This window comes from Huijunlia imazamoxiresistens, from assembly GCF_037132455.1.
GTDB lineage: Bacteria > Bacteroidota > Bacteroidia > Chitinophagales > Chitinophagaceae > Flavisolibacter > Flavisolibacter imazamoxiresistens.
Genome location: NZ_JBBBEI010000026.1, coordinates 52,236 through 73,110, shown reverse-complemented (window position 1 = coordinate 73,110; position 20,875 = coordinate 52,236). Strand labels below are relative to the sequence as shown.

13 protein-coding genes are annotated in these 20,875 nt (G+C 59.0%); 2 read left to right on the top strand and 11 right to left on the bottom strand.

Annotated elements, in window-relative coordinates; all coding sequences use genetic code 11:
• Positions 1 to 150: 150 nt before the first annotated feature.
• The 3 genes from V9K67_RS22515 to V9K67_RS22505 are packed head-to-tail and all read right to left on the bottom strand — an operon-like array spanning position 151 to position 6,004.
• Positions 151 to 1,884 carry a RagB/SusD family nutrient uptake outer membrane protein gene (locus tag V9K67_RS22515; RefSeq protein ID WP_336726496.1) on the bottom strand — a complete coding sequence of 578 codons (1,734 nt, stop codon included), beginning with the start codon at positions 1,882 to 1,884 and terminating at the stop codon, positions 151 to 153.
• Positions 1,885 to 1,912: 28 nt separating this feature from the next.
• Complete coding sequence (locus tag V9K67_RS22510; RefSeq protein ID WP_336726494.1) at positions 1,913 to 5,077, bottom strand: SusC/RagA family TonB-linked outer membrane protein; 3,165 nt, start codon at positions 5,075 to 5,077, stop codon at positions 1,913 to 1,915.
• Between the two features lie 36 nt (positions 5,078 to 5,113).
• The gene (locus tag V9K67_RS22505; RefSeq protein ID WP_336726492.1) at positions 5,114 to 6,004 is read right to left on the bottom strand and encodes a carbohydrate kinase family protein; all 891 of its coding nucleotides are present in this window, start codon (positions 6,002 to 6,004) and stop codon (positions 5,114 to 5,116) included.
• 544 nt (positions 6,005 to 6,548) lie between these two features.
• Between V9K67_RS22505 and V9K67_RS22500 the strand changes: the two genes are divergently transcribed.
• A complete protein-coding gene (locus V9K67_RS22500) occupies positions 6,549 to 9,320 on the top strand; it encodes a hybrid sensor histidine kinase/response regulator transcription factor (RefSeq protein WP_336726490.1) in 2,772 nt (923 codons plus the stop codon).
• A 378-nt stretch (positions 9,321 to 9,698) separates the two neighbouring features.
• Here V9K67_RS22500 and V9K67_RS22495 read toward each other — a convergent pair whose 3' ends face one another.
• Positions 9,699 to 10,385, bottom strand: coding sequence for a hypothetical protein (locus V9K67_RS22495; protein ID WP_336726488.1), 687 nt, complete (start codon positions 10,383 to 10,385; stop codon positions 9,699 to 9,701).
• 125 nt (positions 10,386 to 10,510) lie between these two features.
• Positions 10,511 to 11,650 (bottom strand): cystathionine gamma-synthase, encoded by a 1,140-nt coding sequence (locus V9K67_RS22490; protein WP_336726487.1) that lies wholly within the window; start codon positions 11,648 to 11,650, stop codon positions 10,511 to 10,513.
• 155 nt (positions 11,651 to 11,805) lie between these two features.
• On the opposite strand from V9K67_RS22490, the gene V9K67_RS22485 reads away from it, so the two are divergent.
• Complete coding sequence (locus tag V9K67_RS22485) at positions 11,806 to 12,867, top strand: helix-turn-helix transcriptional regulator (RefSeq protein WP_336726485.1); 1,062 nt, start codon at positions 11,806 to 11,808, stop codon at positions 12,865 to 12,867.
• Between the two features lie 250 nt (positions 12,868 to 13,117).
• Here the strand turns inward: V9K67_RS22485 and soxC are convergent, their stop codons facing one another.
• The 6 genes from soxC to V9K67_RS22455 are packed head-to-tail and all read right to left on the bottom strand — an operon-like array spanning position 13,118 to position 20,844.
• On the bottom strand, positions 13,118 to 14,380 hold the full coding sequence (gene soxC, locus V9K67_RS22480; RefSeq protein WP_336726483.1) for a sulfite dehydrogenase: 1,263 nt from the start codon (positions 14,378 to 14,380) through the stop codon (positions 13,118 to 13,120).
• Positions 14,381 to 14,391: 11 nt separating this feature from the next.
• On the bottom strand, positions 14,392 to 15,003 hold the full coding sequence (locus tag V9K67_RS22475) for a c-type cytochrome (protein ID WP_336726481.1): 612 nt from the start codon (positions 15,001 to 15,003) through the stop codon (positions 14,392 to 14,394).
• 39 nt (positions 15,004 to 15,042) lie between these two features.
• Positions 15,043 to 16,359 carry a YeiH family protein gene (locus V9K67_RS22470; RefSeq protein ID WP_336726479.1) on the bottom strand — a complete coding sequence of 439 codons (1,317 nt, stop codon included), beginning with the start codon at positions 16,357 to 16,359 and terminating at the stop codon, positions 15,043 to 15,045.
• Complete coding sequence (locus V9K67_RS22465; protein ID WP_336726477.1) at positions 16,316 to 17,806, bottom strand: phytoene desaturase family protein; 1,491 nt, start codon at positions 17,804 to 17,806, stop codon at positions 16,316 to 16,318. The genes V9K67_RS22470 and V9K67_RS22465 overlap by 44 nt, the downstream gene beginning before the upstream one ends.
• Positions 17,807 to 17,848: 42 nt before the next feature.
• On the bottom strand, positions 17,849 to 19,462 hold the full coding sequence (locus V9K67_RS22460; protein ID WP_336726475.1) for a hypothetical protein: 1,614 nt from the start codon (positions 19,460 to 19,462) through the stop codon (positions 17,849 to 17,851).
• Between the two features lie 38 nt (positions 19,463 to 19,500).
• Positions 19,501 to 20,844, bottom strand: a complete 1,344-nt coding sequence (locus V9K67_RS22455) for a DoxX family protein (RefSeq protein ID WP_336726473.1) — start codon at positions 20,842 to 20,844, stop codon at positions 19,501 to 19,503.
• Between the last annotated feature and the right edge of the window lie 31 nt (positions 20,845 to 20,875).

Sequence of the window (20,875 nt, the reverse complement as noted above, 5' to 3'; positions counted from 1 at the left end):
GCCGTTTCAAAGCCGAAGAGGAAGCCGCCCAAAGCAGCGATCAGCGAGATGCGTACCGCGTAGCCCGTGACAGCGGCTTCCGGGCCCGCTGCGGCCATTGCCACGCTGTTTTTTGTTTCTACATACATAGGTTCTGTTTTTAGCGCGTGGTTAATAACCTGCGTTTTGTTGGTATAAGCCTTTGGTGTAATCGATCTCTTTTTGCGGAATGGGCAGGTATTCGTCGCGGTTCTTGGTAAAGCCGGCCGCCGACAGGTAGGTGCGGCGGGTCTTTTCCTTCGCCAGGTAGGCGTTCAGGGTTTCCGCCGCTATGCCCCAGCGTACCAGGTCGAAGAAGCGGGGACTTTCCATGGCGAACTCCATCCGCCGCTCGTAGCGGAGGGCCTTGCGGGCATAGTCCTTTGTCCAGGCAGCGCCGCCGGCATACTCGTTCACCAGGTAGTTCGAGGGGGCGGAGCCGTTGGCCAGGCGGGTGCGCTGGGTGCTGCCCTTGGCGCGGCGCCGCACTTCATTGATCAGCGGCAGGGCCTCAGCCGGACGGTCCAGCTCGATCAGGGCTTCAGCCTTCATCAGCAGCACGTCGGCATAGCGGATCACATCCATGTTGGCCGCACTGCCGTAGAAGGGGCCTATCTTTTTAAAGCCCGCGCTGGTGGCTTCCTGTTGTTCCTTCATGTTGCCGAAGCCGCCGTACAACTCGGGGATCCGCTCCCAGCTATGGTTGTACAAAATGGAGGAATTGTACTTGAAGGGATGCCCCTGTACGCCTACGGTATGGTCCAGGCGGGGATCCACCGAAGCGCCGCCGGCGGTCAGCTGGGCGTCGGTCAGGGCCACCTCGTTGTAGGTGTCGAAGAGCGGCAGACCGTTGGCGTCGGTCTTGAAGGCGTTCACCATGTTCTGCGAAGGAATGTGGAACCAGCAGCAGCCGTACTGCGGCGCCAGGCTGTAATTGAGACTGGTGGACATGCTCAGCCTCCCGATCTGGGTGCCGTCGTTGATGGAGTACTGGACGGCAAAAACCGACTCGCGGCTGTTGTCGAAGCCATAGAGGAAATTTTTGGCAAAGTCGTCGTTCAGGCCATACTTGCCGGAATTGATCACGTCGGAGGTGAGGCTCACGACCTCGCTCAACCGATTTTTATTGATGGCGACTACGTTGTGCTTTTCGTCCTGCTCGTAGGCCTGGTACAGCCGCAGCTTGGCCAGGTAGGCCTTGGCGGCCAGCTTGTTGGCCCGGCCCGCTTCTGGCTGCGTTTCGGGCAGGTGGTCGATGGCAAACTGGAAGTCCTCGGCGATCTTGTTCCACAGCTGGTCGTTGGTGTACTGGCGGTTGGAGGTTTTCAGGATCTGCTCTTCCGACAGGCTCTCATCGATATAGGGCACGTACTTGAACAGCACCTTCAGCAGGAAGTGCATGTGCCCCCGCAGGAAGCGGGCCTCCCCCTGGCGGACGGCTCTTGCCGGCATCTGGGCGTCGGTGAGGTTGTTCAGCTTTTGCAGGGCGAAGTTGGCGCGGGAAATGGCGGCAAAGGCCCGGGTCCAGGTGTTGGGAAAGCCCGTAGTGCTGCCGTTGTTGGTGGGGGTGGTCAGGTTGTACTGCTCGAGGTTGTTGTATTCGCCCACGTCCGACACGCTGCCGCCGCCTTTGTAGGCGTCATCGGAGCGCACGCTTCCGTACACCCACATGCTGGTGATGGGGCCGTCCCAGAAATCGTTGCCGATGGCGGCATAGGCGGCCGTCACCAGGCCGTCCACTTTATCAGGCGCGGAAAGCTGGTCTTCCGACAGGGTGCCTTTGGGGGTATAATCGAGGTATTTTTTGCAGCCGGCGGAGAGGAGAAGCGCCGACGCCACGAATAGTTTCAATGCGGTATGTTTCATGAGCTTTTTGTCTTTGGGGAGTTGCAGGTTAAAAGGTTACGTTCAGGCCCAGGGTATAAGTGGTGGGCTGGGGCCAGTTGGCAAACCCGCCGATGCGCTCGGGGTCCTTGCCGGTGTATTCCTTGTTTTTCAGGACAAACAGGTTCTGGCCGATGACATAGAGGCGCAGGGATTCCATTTTAGCCTTAGAGATGAGTGCCTTGGGCAGCGCATAGCCCAGCTGCACGTTGCGCAGGCGGAAATAGGAGCCGTTGACCATAAAGAAGTCGGAGGTGCGGTATTCGTCATTGGCATTCACCAGCGACAGCATGGGCGTTTTGGAACCGGTGTTCTGGGGCGTCCACGCATGCAGCACGCCGGGCCCGTTGTTCTGGTTTACCGACAGGAACGAATTGAACTGTTTGGCGGGGTCGTACCCGGTTTTGCCGGCCACTCCGGAACCGAAGATCGACAGGTCGAAGTTTTTATAATCCAGGTCCAGGCGTAGGCCGTATTCCAGCTTCGGCAGAAGCGTGCCCAGCCAGTCCTGGTCCAGGGCGTCGATCTTATTGTCGCCGTTCAGGTCCTTGTAGCGGATGCGGCCGATGCCCTTGCCGGTCTGGGCGGCATGCTTTTCCACCTCGTCCTGGCTTTGAAAGATGCCGTCGGTGCGGTAGCCGAATACGGCGAGCTGCGACTGGCCTACGATGGATTTTTCCACGTTGCCGGGATAAGCGGTCCGTACTTCTTCGGGCAGCTCGGTGATGCGGTCCCGGAACTGGGCGGCATTGGCCGTGATGCTGTAGTTAATACCCTGGAACTTGCTGGCGTAGCTCAATAACAGCTCCCAGCCTTTATTGCTCTTGGTAGCACCGTTCAGGTACTTCAGGCGGCCTTCGCCTACGGCCCCGGCTACCGGCGGCTGCAGGAGGATGTCGCTGGTCTTGCGGGCAAAGTAGTCGAACGAGCCGGCGATCTTTTCGTTCAGGAAGCCGAAGTCCACTCCCACGTTCACCTCGCCGGTCGATTCCCATTTAAGGTTCTGGTTCTCGCCCTGGATCTGCACATAGCCCGAGGGCAGGGTGCCCTGGTTGGCGCCGGCCAGGTCGTAGGCGGTGCCTACGTTCAGCCACTGGCCGGGGAAGCCCACACCATTGTTGTACAGGGTGCCGTAGTTGGGTTTGTACAGGCCAAAGCGGGCCACGTCGCCGATCTCCTGGTTGCCCACGCGGCCGACGCCGGCCCGCAGCTTCAGGTTGGAAACGCTGCGGAGGTTCTTGAAAAATTCTTCGTTGTTGATGCGCCAGCCCAGGGTAAGGGAGGGGAAGATGCCGTACTGGTTTTGCGAGCCGAAGCGCGAAGAGCCGTCGCGGCGGAGGGTGGCGGAGGCCAGGTAGCGGTCGGAATAGCCGTAGTTGACCTTTCCGAACAGGGAGAACAGGCGGTAGCCCGATTCCTGGCCGTTGTTGGTGCTGCGGCCGGTGCCGGCATCCAGGGTGTAATAATTCTCGTCTTCGATGGCGAAGCCTTCGCGGAAAGCGCCGAACGACTGCATGTCTTCACGGATGGCTTCGGTGCCGGCCAGCAGGCCGAGGCGGTGGTCGCCGGTCTCGAGCTGGTAGTTGGCGGTATTGGTCCAGGTGAGGCCGAGCCTTTTGGTTTGCTGCTGCGTCAGGCTGTTGATGCTGCGGCTCAGGAAGCCTTCCACGAAGGCGGGTTCCAGGTCCTTGGTCAGCGCATCCTGGAAGTCTACGCCCAGGCTGGTCCGCAGTACCAGGTTTTTGACCGGCGTCACTTCGGCATACACGTTCCCGAAGCCGGTCAGCAGGTTGTTCTTGTCCCAGCGGTTGAGGTATTGCATGTGCACCGGGTTGTTGCGGTCCGAATAACCGGCGCCGATGGGACCGGCATAGGTGCCGTCGGTACGGAAGACGGGCAGGGTGGGCGCCAGGGTCACGGCCAGCTCGGTGGTGGGCACGCCGCCCAGGTCGTTTACCTGCAGCTTCTGACCGGTTTTCGCCACCAGCAGGTTCTCGCCGATCTTCACCTTGTTGTTCAGGAAAGAAGTGTAGGCGTTGATGCGGGCGCTGTAGCGTTCGAAATCCGTGTACTTCAGCATGCCGGTGTTTTTGAAATAGCCCAGGTTGATAAGCAGGCTGCTGCGGCCGGTGCCGGCGGTCAGGGTCAGGTCCTGCTGGGTAACAATGGCTTTTTCATAGGCTTCGGCCTGCCAGTCGGTATTGCCGGCGGGCTGCAGGGGATCGCCGCCCACAAAAGGAACGACATTGACCTTGTTCAGGACCGGGTTGTTGTAGTCGCCGTTCCAGTCGTAGGTGTAGAGGGTGTTATTGGGACCCTTGCGGTCGGCGGGGGCCAGGGCGCGCTGGTCGTTCACGGCTCCCTGCCAGAGGGCCCGTCCGCGCTCTTCGGCTGTCAGCACGTTTTCGCGCCAGGGCTTTTCGGTCTGCACCGACACGTTGGAATTGAATTGCACGCTCACCTTCTCGGCGCCGCCCCGGCCCTTGCCGTCCCTGGTGGTGACGATGATCACGCCGTTGGAGGCACGGGCGCCATAGATGGAGGCGGCGGAAGCGTCTTTCAGCACCTGCACCGAGGCAATGGAGCCGGGGTTGAGGCTGGCAAACACTTCGGGCCGCTTGGTGGGCACGCCGTCAATGATATAGAGCGGGTTGGGGTCGCCCAGGGTGTTGAGGCCGCGCACCAGCACGCGGCTGTTGCCGCCGTTGGGCTGGCCGCTTGCTTCCACGTACAGGCCGGGTACCCGTCCCTGCAGCGCCCGCATGGGGTTGCCGGCAGGAATGTCTTTTACTTCAGCCAGGGCCACCACGGCTACGGCCCCGGTCAGGTCTACCTTGCGCTGGGCGGTGTAGCCGGTCACCACCACCTGGTTCAGGGAAAGGGGCAGGGGGCTGAGCGAAAAGGAGAGGCTGGTGGTGCCGGTGGCGGGGGCTTCCACGGTTTCGAAACCGATGTTGGACACCACCACGGTGCTGGAGTCGTAGGGAACGGTGAGGGTGAAACTGCCTGCGGCATTGGTCTGGGTGGCGGCGGCGCCTCCTTTTACCTTGACGGTGGCATTGGGAATAGGCTTGTTATCCGTTTTGCTGGTGACGGTGCCCGTCACTTTTTTTTCCTGCGCCTGTGCCGCCAGTGACAGCAGCAGGGCAGAACATACATAGACAAGTGGACGCATAATCGTTTGTTTAATCGTTATAGGTGGTTTGTTTTGCTACGGGGAAGGGACATTCATTAACTGGGTAAGGGCGGATAAAGGGTAGTCGGGGCAGGCGCCGGGATAAGTGGCGACGAGGGCGCCCAGCCCGCAGGCAAAGGCCAGGGACTGCGCCACGGAAGCGCCGCGGGAGCGGTGGTACAGGAAGCCGGCCAGGAAGGCGTCGCCGCTGCCAATAGTATCGGATACCTGCACCGGGTAACCCGGGTGGCGGTGCAGGGTGCCGCCATCCAGTACCTGGGCGCCTTCGCCGCCCATGGTGACAATGATTGTCTGAAGATGGAACCGGTCCTGCAGCAGCCGCATGCCCGCTTCGGGGGTTAGATGGCTGTGGTACCAGCCGGAGAGGAGCTGCAGCTCCGACTCGTTCATTTTCAGGATATCGGCTTTTTCCAACAGCGCCTCCACGCCGCTGCGCTGGAAGTGGGGCGGCCGCAGGTTAATGTCCAGCACCTTCGTCCGGGCATTTTCCAACAGGCGGAATAAGGTGTGGCGGGAGGCCGCGCTGCGGGAGGTGAGGCTGCCGAAGATGAAGTATTCGGCCCCGGCCAGCAGGGCGGGGAAGGATGGCTGCCAATCAATAAAGTCCCAGGCAACGGGCTGCACGATCTCGTAGGTCACTTCGTTATGGTCCCCGACGGAGGCATTGACCAGGCCGGTCGGGTGCCGGTCGTCGGTCTGCACGTAATCCGTAGGAAGACCGCTATCGGAAAGGACATGTATCAGCTTTTCGCCCCAGGCGTCGTTGCCGGCACGGGAGATCAGCGCCGGGTGGGCGCCCAGCTTTTTCAGGTGGTAAGCGACATTCATGGGAGCGCCGCCGGGAAGGGCTTTGCCGGGAAGGACGTCCCAAAGAATTTCACCATAGCATACGGCATCGCAAGTCATATAGCAAGATTTTGTGTAATGAAAGATAGGTCAATGAACATGGGTCACTGGTGCGGGGAAAAGGCTTTGGTAAAAAAGACCCACTACAAACAATAAACCATATAAGGGAGCGACGCCTGAAATAAAGGCAGCAGGAGGGGCGCAGGGGAAACATCCCGGGCGGGGGAGAAAGCTCCGGGGGAGCAGCAATCTTTTGTTCATACGGCAGCAATGTTTCGGCAAACATCCCATCCGCCGCCCGAAAAGACCCGGGTGTCCTGTTTCAAAAACTTATTTTCCGGCGATATCGACAAAAAAATTCACAAACACCTATAAATCAGCAGATTTCAAATTTCATATGATTACCATAAATACCCCTGCTTTCAAATTTGTATCCCGCCTTTTTAAAATCGTTTCCGGCAAAAGGCTAAAAAGATGGCCGGCCCGTGGTGCCCATAAAACCGGACAAAACGCAACGCTCTATATTTGAAAACAAGAAGCCGAATCGGCGTACCTTGCCTATTGCCCTATTCTTAAAATCTTCCGCTTAACGATGCCGCTGCCATTGCTGACAATACGACACTACCGTTTCCTGCTGCGGGTGCTCTATGCCTTCCTGCTGGCGGGCCTGTTCCCGGCCTGTTCCATTTCCCGTCCCAAGCCCTACATCATTGCCTTTTCGCAATGCATCGAATCGGACCTGTGGCGGAAGACCATGCTGGAAGAAATGAAGCGCGAGCTTTCCTTCCACCCCAACATTTCCCTGCTGTACCGCCAGGCCGGGGGCGACAGCCGCCGGCAGGTAGCCCAACTGAAGGAGCTGCTGCGGCAACGGCCCGACGTGCTGATCATTTCGCCCAACGAAGCCGACCCGCTCACCCCGGTAGTGGAAGAGGCCTATAAAAAAGGCATCCCCGTCATCGTGGTGGACCGCAAGATCTCCACGCCCCTGTATACCGCCTACGTGGGCGGCGACAACTACCAGATCGGGAAAATGGCCGGCCAGTACGCCGCTAACCTGCTCAACGGAAAGGGTACGATCATCGAGATCACCGGCCTGCCCCGGTCCTCCCCCGCCATCGAACGGCACCGGGGATTTACGGACGCCCTCAAGGGCCATCCCGGCCTGCAGGTGGTGCGGCAGCTCAACGGCCAGTGGCTGCCCCGGGAGGCCCGCCGCGAACTGGCCGCCGCCCTGCCGCAGCATCCCGGCGTATCGCTGGTATTCGCCCATAACGACATGATGGCCCGGGACGCCTACGAAGTGTTTCAAAGCAGGGGCACGGGGAGCAAACCTTATATTATCGGTGTGGACGGGCTGCCGGGACCGGAAGCAGGCATGGAATTCGTGGCCGGCAACGTGCTCACCGCCACCATGCTGTACCCCACCGGCGGCGAGGAAGCCGTCCGCCTGGCCCTCAAACTGCTCCATAAAGAAAGCGTTCCCAAGGAAAACCTGCTGCAGACTACCGTCATCGACTCCTCCAACGTACGGCTGATGCAGTTGCAGGCCGGCAAGATCGGCAGCCAGCAGCACGACATCGAACGCCAGCAGCAGATGCTGACCGAACAGCGGCGCATCTACAACAGCCAGCGCACCCTGCTGTACGTGCTGGCCTTCTCGCTCCTGCTGGTGCTGGCCCTGGGTGCCATCGCCTTCTACTCCATGAACCAGAACCGCCGCATCAACCGCCAGCTGCACCTGCGCAACCAGGAGATCTCGGACCAGAAGGACCAGCTGGAGGAAATGTCGGCCCGCGCCCAGGCGGCCAACGAGGCCAAGGTGGCTTTTTTTACCAACATCTCCCACGAGTTCCGCACCCCGCTGACCCTGATCCTGGGCCCCCTGGAGGAGCTGCTGGAGAAAACCAAAACCCAGTACGCCGCCCACCAAAGCCTTTCGCTCATTCAGAAGAACGTGCTGCGCCTGCTGCGGCTGGTAAACCAACTGATGGACTTCCGAAAGATCGAAGCGGCCAAAATGCAGCTCCGCGCCTCGGAAGCCGACCTGGTCAGCTTTGCGGCAGAGATCGTGCAGCAGTATAAAAGCATCGCCCACAAGCGCAACATCGACCTGCGGCTGATCACCGGCGAACGCCAACTCCCCCTCTGGTTCGATGCCACCATGCTCGACAAGGTCCTCTTCAACCTGCTGTCCAATGCCTTCAAGTTTACCGGTGACGGCGGCTTTATCCATATGTACGTCAGTAAAAACGAGGAAGGCACCGAGGCCCTGGTAAAAGTGGAGGACAACGGGGTGGGCATGTCGCCGGAGGCCCTCGAACATGCCTTTGAAGTGTTTTACCAGGGCGATTACGAAAACTATAAAGGCTCGGGCCTGGGCCTGGCCCTTTCGAAAGAGCTGATCCAACTGCACGGCGGCAGCATCAGCGTTTCCAGCGAAAAGAGGAAAGGCACCACCTTCTCCATACGCCTGCCCCTGGGCCATGCTCACCTGGAAGAGCAGGAACGAATGCCCACTCCTGCCGCCCCGACGGTGGTATACGAACAGGAAAAGATCTACACCGCCGACCTCATTCCCCAACCCGCATCGCCCGAACCCGCCGAAGGCCCCCTGAAAGAAAAAGAGCAAACCGTACTGATCATCGAGGACAATGCCGACCTGCGGGGCTTCGTGGCCGGCCGCCTGCGGGAAGCCTACGAAGTGCTGGAAGCCGCTGATAGCCAATCGGGCCTGCAACAGGCTTTTGACAACATCCCCGACCTGATCATCTGCGACGTGGTCATCCCCGGCAAGGACGGCATGGCCCTGACCCAGATTTTTAAAAACGATATCCGCACCTCGCACATCCCGGTGCTGCTGCTGACGGCCAAGACCAGCGTGGAACAGCAGATCGAAGGCATGAAGAAGGGAGCGGACGCCTACATTACGAAGCCCTTCAACGTACAGTTCCTGCTGCAGTCGGTCCACAGCCTGCTGGCGAACCGGGCCCGCCTGAAGGAGCATTTTACCGGCGACCTCTCCGCCTCCCTGAAAACGCAAACGGTCAGCAAGCCCGACCGCAAGTTCCTGAACGAATTCGCCAGCCTGGTGGAAAGCAACCTCTCGAACGAAGACTTTACCGTGGAAGACATCTGCAAAGCCCTGAACCTTTCCCGGGTACAGCTGTACCGAAAGGTCAAAGCCCTGATGAACATCAACGTAAACGACTACATCCTGAATACCCGCCTGCAAAAGGCCAAATACCTGCTACAACACGAAGCCACCACCATCAGCGAGATCGCCTACAAAGTGGGCTTTTCCTCGCCGGCCTATTTTTCCACGGTCTTCAAGTCGAAGTTCGGCCTGACGCCGAAGGCATTTAAGGAAAAGTAGGGCCTCACCCCTCTTCCAGATGGTTACCTTTACGACACATCTTTTGCTGATGAGGAAAGACTTATGTAAAGCCGGAGAAGCCCGCAGGGCTTCACTGTGAATAGCCCCGGGTGCAACCCGGGGACGGCCGAGGTTTATCACGACAACCCTGAAGGGGTTGATTGTGTCCTGTTCGATTTATAACAGTTTTCCACCCAGAAGGATGCTTCGGAAAACCTTTCCGATCCCGGGTTGTCCGTTTGCTGTGGGTTCCACAATCAACCCCGTTGGGGTTGTGGTGGTGCAATACCGCTGACCCCGGGTTTCACCCGGGGCTATTCACAGTGAAGCCCTGCGGGCTTCCGTTTCCCGGTCAACTAAAGTGAAAATAGCATCAGGTTACGGCTGCATCACCTTGATCCCCTGGCGGCGCAGGTGGTCCAGTAAATAGGGGTAGCGGTCATAGCCGGTGAGCACTACGATATTCTTTCCCTTGTTATCGTTGATGAGATTGGTGACGTTCTGCCGGATGGTGGCGTTGCGTTTATCGTAATAGCGGGTCAGCTCTTCGTAATCGCTGCCCTGGAGCTGGCCATGGAGGCAGTCGAAGTAGGATTTGGTAAGAATGTCGGTGGTGCTGCGGAAAATGTTTTTCAGGGTGCCGAAGCGGAAATAGCTCATGCGCTGCTCGTCGTATAGCTGGCAGTTTTTCAGCTTGGCGCTGTACGCCTCGTCGATCTCCAGGCGGCGCTGCAGGTATTTGATCCGCGACACGTCCTGCCAGTAGCGGTAGGGAATGGGTTTGCCGGCGATGTCGTCGCCCAGCCAGTCCATGCCTTTTACAATAATGGAGGGGAACCAGTATTTCACCATCCACATTTCATAAGAATAGTTGCGGCGGAAGTAGGCCGAGTCGGCCTCCATGTCCTCGGGGCGGATCTCTACGGCCACTACATCGGGGCGGGCCCGCCCGATCACGGCCCGCAACGAATCGTAGGAGTATTGTTTGTTGGTCTGGTGCAGGGTCAGCAGGGTAGGCACCAGGTACACCTTTGTCTCCTGCCCAAAGACAGAAGTAAAGCCCATAGCGGCCAGTAGTAAAAGAAATAGATGCTTTACCCGAGTCATTATTTACGAATTGAATGAATTAATGCGGCTACCCCCTTCCTAATATCCCAATGAACCAATGAACCAATTAACCAATTCCCTCCTCACCCGATGGCCTGGTTCAAATCCTCCATCAGGTCGTCGGCGTCTTCGATGCCGACGCTCAGGCGGATGAGGGAGTCGGACAGGCCGTTTTTGAGGCGCTCTTCGCGGGGAATGGAGGCATGGGTCATGGAGGCGGGGTGGTTGATCAGCGATTCCACGCCCCCCAGGCTTTCGGCCAGGGCAAACAGGTGGGTGGAGGAGAGTACCCGCCGTGCATTCTCGACGCTGTCGTCCTTGAGGGTAAAGCTCATCATGCCGCCAAAGCCGCGCATCTGCTTGCGGGCCACCGCATAACCCGGGTGGTCCTCGAAACCGCACCAGTACACCTGCGCTACCTTGGGGTGGTTCCGCAGGAAGTGGGCAATCTTCTCGCCGTTCTCGCAGTGGCGCTGCATCCGCACGTGCAGGGTTTTAATGCCCCGCATCACCAAAAAGCAATCCATCGGGCCCGGCACGGCGCCGCAGCTTTTCTGGATAAAATACAGTTGTTCCCGCAAGCCCCCATCATTCAGCATCAGGGCGCCCTGGATCACGTCGCTATGACCGCCGAGGTACTTGGTCGAGGAGTGGAGCACCAGGTCGGCGCCCAGGTCGAGGGGGTTTTGCAGGTAGGGTGACGCAAAGGTGTTGTCCACGCACAGCAGCGCCTTGCGTTCGCGGGCCAGGGAGGCAATGGCCGCAATGTCCGCGATGTTCATCAGGGGATTGGTAGGGGTTTCGACCCAGATAAGCTTTGTCCGGTCGTTGAGCAGGGACGCCACGTTGGTAACGTCGCTCATGTCCACGAAATGAAACCGGATGCCGATGCGTTCGAACACCTTGGTGAACAGGCGGTAGGTGCCCCCGTACAGGTCGCGGCCGGCAATTACCTCGTCGCCCGGCACCAGCAGCCGCAGCACCGCGTCGGTAGCGGCCACCCCACTGCTGAAGGCCAGTCCGTAGCGGCCGTTCTCAATCTGGGCCAGCGCCTCTTCCAGGGCCGTACGGGTGGGGTTTTGCGAACGGGCATATTCGTAGCCCTTGTGCTCACCGGGAGCGGCCTGCACAAAGGTGGAGGTCTGGTAAATGGGCGTCATAATGGCGCCGGTGGAAGGGTCGGGCTTCATGCCGGCATGGATGAACTTTGTTCCGGGTTTCATGTGCGGAGAATTAAGGTAATGCAATAATAGGGAGTTTCCCGCTTTGGAAGCCGCGTAAGTATTTACAGCTAGAATACTTAAGGCCAAACACCGGAACCACCTAATCATTGCACACTTTTGGCATCTAATTGAACCGCCGTTATTTTACTTGCAGCATGTCTGCTCACCTGGAACGCCTGATTCGTATCTATAACCGGCTGCGCCGTGGCCCCGTCACCATCGAAATCATTTCGAAGTGGGCCCGGGGAGCAGGTATCGAAGTGAGCGACCGCCAGCTGTACCGCGACCTGAACCAGCTGAAGTCGTTGCAGATCGCCGAAGGCGAGAACGTGGTGGAGTTCAACGATGAAAAGAACCGCAAAACCTGGAAGCTGGAGTACGAAGAAGCCGAGGAAGTGATCTCGCAGTTCGACATCACTTCCTTCTACCTGCTGAAGTGCTTCGCCCCTCCCGGCCTGATCAAAAACCGAAAGTCTTCCATTGAGAAGTTTGAAAAGATCTTCTATAAAGAGCTGTCGAAAAGCAAGTACCAGCAATATATCGATACCTATGAGCTGTACCTGCACCGGACCAATTATTTCCAGCACATTTACGACGAAGCGGAGCACCGGCAGGTAGAAGAGTACATCTGGGCCCTGCACAACAAGCGCACCATTGTCATTGAAGCCCTTGCCATCAACCCGGCCAACATCCATCTGCCGCCGGATCCTTTCCCGTTGCCGATCCATCCCATGGAACTGGTCTTTCACCTGGGCAGGGCCTTCATTTCGGGACTGGACGAACAGGGCCGGCTGATGCTGTTCGCTGTGGACCGGGGAACGAAGTTCCTGCTGACCAACAAAACCTTTAACCGCAAAAACCTGCTGCCCGACTACGAAAAGCAAAAGCAGGTCGTGTTCGGCATATCGGACCCGAAGGACGGCACCATGCACCGGATTCAAATAGAATTCACGGCCAACTATGCCCAGTCGTGGATGCGTTATTACTGGCATGCCTCCCAGAAGTGGGAGCCCTTGCCGAACGGCAACTATATGCTGCACCTGCACTGCACCATCGGCCGGGAATTGGTGGGCTTCCTGGCATACGGGCTGGACAGGATCAGGGTGCACGAACCGGAACTGTTACGGGAGATGCTGGTAGAGAAATACCGGCGCTGCCTGGCGGTACATCACGGCGAACTGGAGCTGAATGAAGAGGAGGCGGATAAGATGTATTAAGCTTTCCAGGTTCCTAAAAACTTAATGGGCCCCTTAGGGCCCACAAGCGTTAGTTTTGGTTGCAATGAAACTGGAAATTCTGGTGCAAATTGCATCAGTCCATTGACACATAATGACAAACAGCACTATTTTACGGATGGCCGCCCCATAAAGGGTTCCATTGCGTTTCCCAAAAAGTATGAGTGCTACCCATATTCCGGCCCAGAATCCCTTCTATAATCACCTTATTACCTGTATTATCATCAAATAATTACCGGAGCTTTTCGGGACGCATCAGCACACGGCCGTCGCGTTTGATCTGCCAGGCGGTGATAGGATTGAGGTGGTAGCCGCCCATATCGCTGCCGCGGGCCTCCTTCAGCTGCTTCAAAAAAGGCTGCACATAACCGGTTTCATCCACGGCCCGGCTCATGATCTCCGTTTCGCTCCCGTTCCACTGCCACAGATAACGGAACGCCACATGCGCCTTATCCAGCACGGGCTCCTGCAGCTGCGCCGGCCACCAGGTTTTGCCCGCATCGGTGCTCACTTCCACCCGGCTCACCCGCCCGCGGCCGCTCCAGGCAATGCCGCGGATCTCCACCCATCCCTTTTCAATGACCGAAGGATAGGCAGGGAAGGTGATGATGGAACGGGCATCCATCACAAAGCTGAATTGCCGGACGTTTCCGTTGACCTGCTCGGTGTATTTGGACGTCTCTTCGCGGGTCATAAAGGGCTGGTCCGACACCTCGATGCGGCGGATCCATTTGACGCAGGTATTGCCTTCCCAGCCGGGCAGCACCAGCCGGGCCGGGTAGCCCTGGGCAGGACGCAGGGCCTCGCCGTTTTGCGCATAGGCGATCATGCCGTCCTCAAGGCCCTTGCTGACGGGGATACTCCGGGTCATCACCGCCGCGTCGGACCCTTCGGCCAGAAACCAGGTGGCCTTCGGGTGGATGCCGACCTCGCGGAACAGGGTGGACAGCAGCACGCCCGTCCACTCGCTCTGGCTGGTGAGGCCGCAAATGTCCTGCGGCGTCAGCTCCTCCTTGCCGCCGCGGTAATTCCCGGAACATTCCAGGAAAAAGATCCGCGACAGGGAAGGAAAGCGTTTCAGGTCGGCCAGGGTGAACACGGTGGGCCGCTTCACCATGCCGTGAATGACCAGCTCGTAGCGGTGCGGGTCGATGGCGGGAATGCCGCCATGGTGCCGCTCGTAGTGCAGGTCGGAAGGCGTGATGGTGCCGTACAGGTCCTGCAAAGGGGTGCGCGAAGAGGTATCCGAGGGCTTACGCAGGGGCTTTTCAAAAGGCGAGCGGTTGCCCAGGGCGCTGGGCAGGGGGCCCAGCACCTTCGTGGGATCCTGCAGGAGCGGGGAATTTTTGGGCAGCCCGGCCTGGACCACCTGGCCGGAGGCGCGCTTCAAAAAAACGGCGGCCGCCGTGGCCGCCAGGCCGCCGATCACGAACCGGCGGCTGAGCTTTTTGCCCCCGTCGGGGGCATTCTTATTTTCGGTGGAATGATCGTGCATAAAAGAAGGGTTTACCGGATCTCGGGACCGCCCTTGCGGTCGTCCGGCACAAATAATTTCCGGGCCGGCATGGCTACCAGGGGCAGGGTCCGGGCATCGAGGACGTCGGTGGAATCAATCAGCTTATTGGCGTGCAGCAGGTAGGCCGTCACGTTATAGACCTCCGCGTTGGTCAGGGAGCCGGGCGCCGTAAACGGCATGGCCCTGCGGATGTAGTCGAACAGCGTGGTGGCATACGGCCAATAGTTGCCAATAGCCTTGGCGTCGGAGGTGTCGGTGTACACCAGGTGGTTGTAGGGACCGTCCACGCCGTTGACGCCATGACAGGGGGCGCATTTCAGCTGGTACACCTGGCGGCCTTCCGCCACGGTGCCCCGCCCGGAGGGCAGTCCTTTGCCGTCGGGACGTACATCGATATCAATCGCCGCCACCTTATCGGCATGGGCCCGCCGCCCGAAACCAAACTGCCCCGGCCAGCCTTCGCACCCTTCGGGTGTTTGATAGCTGTAGGTTGAAACATTCGCTTGCGGAACGGTTGGCGGCGCGGGCAGGGCGGCCTTCCGGGGAGGGCTATCCGTACAGGCCACCAGCGCTGCCAGCACCACCGCTGAACCGGTTCGCAAGGGGACGGAAAAAATAGAAGGTATCAGGAGCATCGGCGTTTAGGAAAACAGGAAGTAAGCAATGACCAGGGTAATAAAAATATTAAACAACTGGGCGATCAAAAACGCATACAGCGGCTTCTTGCTGTTTTGCCGGAACAGGTCCGCAAAATTCGTTTCCAGGCCGATGCTGGTAAAGGCCAGCGCAAACCAAAGCCCCTGCAGGTTTTTGAGGCTGTCCTTCACCGTTGCCGTGGTGGCGGGCGAAATGACGAACGAGAACAGCAGCGAGGCAGCCACAAAGCCCAGGACGAATTTGGGAAAGCGTTCCCAGATCACTTTCAGCGTAGGCTTCTTGTCGGTATGCTCCCCACCGGAATGCTGCGTATAGGTCCAGTAAATGGAGATGGCGAAGGCGGCCAGTCCCAGCAACACGTTCTGCGAGAACTTCACGATGGTGCTGATCTTCAGGGCCTCTTCTCCTACCAGCGTTCCCGAGGCCACTACGGCTCCCGTGGTGTCGATGCTGCCGCCCAGCCAGGCGCCGGTGACGGCTTCCGGGAAATGGAAATAGTTGGCAATAAGGGGCATGAAGATCATCATGGGAATGGCGGTGATCAATACCATGGAGATCACGTAGGACAGCTTTTTGGAATCACCCTTGATGGCGCCCGAAGTAGCGATGGCGGCCGATACGCCGCAGATGGAAACGGCGCTGGCGATCATCATGCGCAGCTCGTCGTCCACCTTCAGCTTCTTGCACACCCAGAAGGCGAAATACCAGACCGACAACACCACTACCAGGGCCTGTACGAGGCCGAGGGCGCCGGCTTTTAAAATATCGGTGAAGATGACGCCGGTGCCCAGCAGCACCAGGCCGATCTTGACATAGAGTTCGGTGGAAAGGGCGGCCCGGAACCACCCGGGCAGGCGGACCGTATTGCCGATCAGCAGGCCGATGACCAGGCTGAAGATCACGGCTTCCAGGTTCAGCCCTTTGAGGGTGGCATTGCCGGCGATGACCAGGGCCACGATCGTTAATACATAAACTACCGGGAACACCAGGACGTTCGATTTCACCGGCTTGCCGGTCAGTCGGGCGCCGAGGACGGCCACGGCAAAGACGAATAAAAATTGCAGGCCGATGGTGCCCAGGTTGGAAGCGGTCAGTACTTTCTGGCTCAATTCGCCGGCATTCTTCCATCCAAAGGAAGGAACGGGGAGCACGAGGCCCCAGAGGGAGAGGCCGATGATGAGGAAGCCCAGGATAACGACCACCCAGTCCTCGTGCAGCGCGAATTTCGATGCGGGAGGCGGGGGCGCGACCTCTTGTTTAAGGGGCGATGGCTGGATGATTTTTTCTGCGGTTTGTTGCATATACGCTGTTTGGTTGTGTGTGAAAAATGTCTTTTAATGCCTGGCGGGCGGCATGGTAGCCGCACATGCCGTGCACGCCCCCGCCGGGAGGCGTGGAGGACGAGCAGATATACAGTCCTTTGGCGGAGGTGCGGTAGGGCGAATAACGCAGGGCCGGCCGTGTAAACAGCTGTCCCAGGTCGATGATACCGCCATTGATATCGCCCCCGATATAATTGGGGTTGTGGGTCTCCATCTGCGCGGTGTTCATGGTATGGCGGCCGATGATGCGGTCGCGGAAGCCGGGGGCAAAGCGCTCCACCTGCCGTTCGATGGCGTCGGTCATGTCGGCGGTGGACCCGTTGGGCACATGGCAGTAGGCCCAGGCCGTATGTTTGCCTTCGGGCGCGCGGGTGGCGTCGAAAAGGCTTTGCTGGGCCAGCAGCACAAAGGGCCGCTCGGGCAGGCGGCCTTCGGCGGCGGCCTGCTCGCCGGCGGCAATTTCTTCGATGGTATTCCCCAGGTGCACGGTGCCGGCATGGCGGCAGGCGGCAGCCGTAAAGGGGATGGCGTCGTCCAGGGCCCAGTCGACCTTAAATACGCCCATGCCGTACCGGTAGCGTTCCAGTTGCCACTGGTAGAGGCGGGAAAAGCGGTAGCCGGCGATCTGCAGCAGCTGCCGGGGCGTAACGTCGAACAATACTGTTTTTGCGGAAGGAAGCTGGCGCAGCGACTCCACCCAGAAGCCGGTTTCGATGACCCCGCCCAGCGAAACGAAATATGAAGCCAGTGCCTGCGCAATAGAGCGCGACCCGCCAACGGGCACGGGCCATCCCTGCAAATGCCCTACGGCCAGCAGCACCAGCCCGATGGCCGAAGTGGCGGCATTGGAAAGCGGTTGAATGGAGTGCGCCGCCATGCCGGCCCATAAGCCTTTGGCTTCGCGGGTGTGAAAGCGTTGGGACAGGCCCAGGGCGGAACGCACGGCCTTCAGCCCGAAGCGGGCCATCGCCAGGGGTTCTTTGGGAAGATGCAGGGGGGCGAGCACGTCGTCGGCAATGCGGGGCCAGTCCTGCGTCACTTCCTGCAGGAGCCGGCGGTACACGGGCGCATCGCTTCCCAGCAGGCGGGCCGTTTCCTCCACCGATCCTTTGAGCACGGCGGCATAGCCTTCGTCAAAGGGGTGGGCGGCGGCTACCGCCGGGTACACGAATTCGAGGCCGTGCTCGTCCAGGGGCAGGTTTTTGAAAAAGGGCGAGCCCGCCGCCATCGGGTGGATGGCGGAACAGGTGTCGTGCAAAAAGCCCGGCAGGGTCAGTTCCTGCGTGGACAGGCCCCCGCCCAGTTCGTCCTTTCCCTCGATCAGCAGCACGGAAAGCCCGGCCTGCTGCAACGTAATGGCGGCCGCCAGCCCATTGGGTCCCGAACCCACCACCACCGCATCATATTCTGTTTTCCCAATGTTCATTACTGTACTTTTTTCGTCCGTATTTAACTTTTGACAGCTGGCTCAATAGCGGCCGGCGACCAGCGTGCTTTTCGACAGGGTGTATTTCTTATCGGCCCGGTCCAGCACCACGTAAATGGAATCACGGTTTTCGTTGATGCCCCTCAGGATCACCCGCGAGCCGTCGGCGGTGCTGTAGTGCAGCACCATCCGGTTGCGCCTGAGGGTTTCCTTCGATTCTTTGGCGATGCCTTCGGTACGCCGGGCGGAGCGGGCACGGTCGTCGATGCGGGCATCCTCGTTGCTGATATGCGCTAGGGAGGAATCGGGCATCCAGGATTTTTGCTTTTCCTTATGGGCGGGTTTCTTAGCGGTTTCGCCACGGCCGTTGCCGTTGCGGCGCGGACGCAGGCCGGCGGTATTCTTGTCCTGCAGGTACAGTACACCGTTGACGGTATCGGCATCATAATAAAACACCCGTTGTCCGCCGGCCACGCCGGTCAGCTCGAAGGTGCGGTTGATATCGCGCATCGGCGCGCCGCCGCCATTGGAGAGGTCGAGCTGCACGGGCTTGTTCACCTTAAAGGTGAGGGTCGACCATTTTTCAAAGGTCGCCTCCTGCCAGCGCACGGTATCCCGGGGCGAGTAAGGGATCACCTGGTTGTTCAAGCGGAATTCCGTTACGTTGTAAAAGCCCCGCAGCGCGGTTACGCCCTTGCCCGAAGGCTGCTTGTAAGGGTCGTAGCGGAAGTTGATGAATTGCAGGTAGAACAGCACCACCAGGAACAGGAAAATGGTCAGCGATTTCAGGCCCACGCGGGTCCAGCGCAGCCACCCTTCCAACCTGGGATAAAAATTCACCGGAACGGTGTAGCGTTCGCGGATAAAGAGGTTGTACAACTTCGGAATGTCCTGGATCATCAGGAAGGCGGCCAGCAGCACGAAATAAGAGCTGTAGCCGTGCACGCCGCCGTCGTAGGCGAAGTTTACGTACACGATATCGCCCAGGGCACCGAACAGCAGCACGGAACCCAGCAAGGTGGTGCGGCGGAAGAACAGCAGGGCGCCGGCCAGGTTTTCCACGATACCGGCAAACACCTGGTACCAGGGCACGATGCCAATGGACAGCCAGTAGATCTTTTGCGCGGTGAAGTCGCCGAAATCAGTATTCAGCAGGCCTTCCGAAGGATAAGGCATCTGCACCGGGAACAGCTTGGTAAAGCCGAAGCCGATGATGCCGATGCCGGCACGGTAGCGTACGATCACCCGCAGCCAGTAATAAAGGGTATTGTACCCGGGACGCTTGCGGTCCAGGGCGGTCCATACCAGCCCGGCCAGGGTAGCCACGAACAGGGTAATGATCCAGTTGGCATAGCCGAGGAGCGAATTGCCAAGGATGGTATTGCCGACAAAGCTGAAGCCCGAGGAGAAGCGGGCCAGGTCGTAGAGGTCGCGGTAGTGCAGGCTGGTCCAGTCAATGGAAGCCAGGCCGGTGTACCAGCTGGCGTCCGTGGGCAGGGATAGGAACACGAAGAACACGAAGGCGATGCGGAACAGCACCTTCTGCCAGCCTTTCCATTCAGCCGGCGGCTGTTTGCGTTCCTGGCCGGCACGGACCAGGGATTCCTCGTGCAGGCGGGTATCCTGTAACAGCTGGGGATTTATGAGGGTAGTCATGATCAGTTTTTTTGGAGGTTTACAGTTTTGGAGAAGGCTTATAACTTCAGCGACTGGCGGCGGCCGGCGGCGGCTTCCAGCAGCAGGTACTTTTTCGGCAGGCGGTTCAGCACCACGTGGATCGAATCATTGCGTTCGTTCACGCCATCCAGGACGATCTGGTCGTTGCCGGTGCGGGTAAACTGCAGCGCCAGCTTTTCACCTGCATGGTTCCGGTTCTTGTTTTCCAGCAGCAGCCGGTTGTTGGAGGAATCTACCTGGTATTGGTAGTAATGCCTGCCCGCCGAACCGGCCAGCTCGTAGATGCGGTCTTTGTCGTTCTTCGCTACTTCCTCTTTTGGAGCATGCTGCAACTGCACAGGGCGGTTGGAACGGATGCTGAGGGTGGCCCATTTTTCAAACACCACGTCCTTCCAGCGTACGGAATCGGTGGCCGAATACGGCAGCACCCGGTTGTTGATGCGGAACTCGCTCACATCGTAAATGCCGGCGGCATCGGCCAGTCCCTGCTCTCTGGGGAACTGGTAGGGATCGTTTTGATAGCCCGAATACGTAGTAAACCCGTACAGGAACACGAACAGGAACACAAACAGGCCTTTGGCGCCCAGGCGGGCGGCCCGCTGCCAGTTTTCCCGGTACACGGGCTTGAAGCGGTTGGGCAGTACCGGCCGCTCCAATCCGAACAGCACGTATAAGCGAATAACATCGAAGGCCAGCACGAACAGGGCAAGGCTGATCAGGTACAGGCTGTACACATGCTCGCCGCCTTCGTAGGCCAGGTTGGATAGGAATACGTTGCCGGTAAACACCACGATGATGAATGCGCCGATGGTGGCGGTCTTGCGGTACAGCAGCAACAGGCCGGCAATGAGCTCCACCAGCCCGAGGAAGGATTCGTAGCCGGGAACGATGCCCAGGCTCAGCGAGAACACCTTCCAGTCGGAGAAATCGCCGTAGTGCGTATTCAGGTTGCTGATGGAGGGAAAGGGCGCCTGCAGCGGGAACAGCTTGATAAAGCCGTAGCCGATGATGCCGACGGCCAGGCGGTAGCGAACGAGCACCCGCAGCCAGTAGTACAATAAGTTGTATTCCCGGCTCTTTTTATCCGCCAGGGTCCAGGCTGTGGAACCGGCCAGGGCCACCAGGGCCACCACGCCCCAGTTGGCAAAGCTGTCGGGGCCGGGAAAGAAGGAAGGCGCATACCGGGTCAGGTTAAAGATATCCCCGTAATGGGGGCTTTCCCAGCTGATAGCGAACAACTGCTTAAAAAATCCCGGGTCCAGGGGAAGGACCTGGAGCAGGAAGTAACTAAAGAAAAAGCGGAACAGGATCTTTTCGTATCCCTGCCACGGGGCCGGGGGAACTTCTTTGTGTTGGCTCATACGTCCGGTTATTAGTAGGTGTACAATCGTG